This is a genomic window from Thalassobacterium maritimum, from assembly GCF_031127805.1.
In the GTDB taxonomy this organism is placed as follows: Bacteria; Verrucomicrobiota; Verrucomicrobiia; order Opitutales; family Coraliomargaritaceae; genus Thalassobacterium; species Thalassobacterium maritimum.
Map to the genome: position 1 here is coordinate 1 of NZ_JARXHW010000291.1, position 337 is coordinate 337.

A 337-nucleotide genomic window follows, 5' to 3' on the forward strand; every position below is an offset into this window, starting at 1 on the left:
ACAATCGCAGCGGTTGGAGCTTTTTTTTACCGTGGTGCACACGCACAATATCCCGGAGGCGGTCATGGATCGCCTCCCAAACGCCTTCGTGTTTCCACTTTGAGAAGTAGTGGTAGCAGATACGCCAAGGTGGAAGGTCGTGGGGAAGCATCCTCCATGCGCATCCGCTGCGCACCAAGTAGAAAATCGCATTGACGATGTCGCGCTTCGAATAGCGCGGCGGCCGGCCCAAAATTGAACCACCGGGAATGAGTGGCTCAAGTAGTGCCCATTCTTTGTCTGTCAGATCGCTTGGGTAGTTTTCTCGCATCCAAACTATATGCGAGATTCGAGCACT

1 protein-coding gene is annotated in these 337 nt (G+C 53.4%); it reads right to left on the reverse strand.

The annotated features are described in order from the left end of the window. The coding region (locus QEH52_RS20390) for a transposase (protein ID WP_308952793.1) at positions 1-310 on the reverse strand (310 nt) is incomplete at its 3' end. Positions 311-337 lie beyond the last annotated feature (27 nt).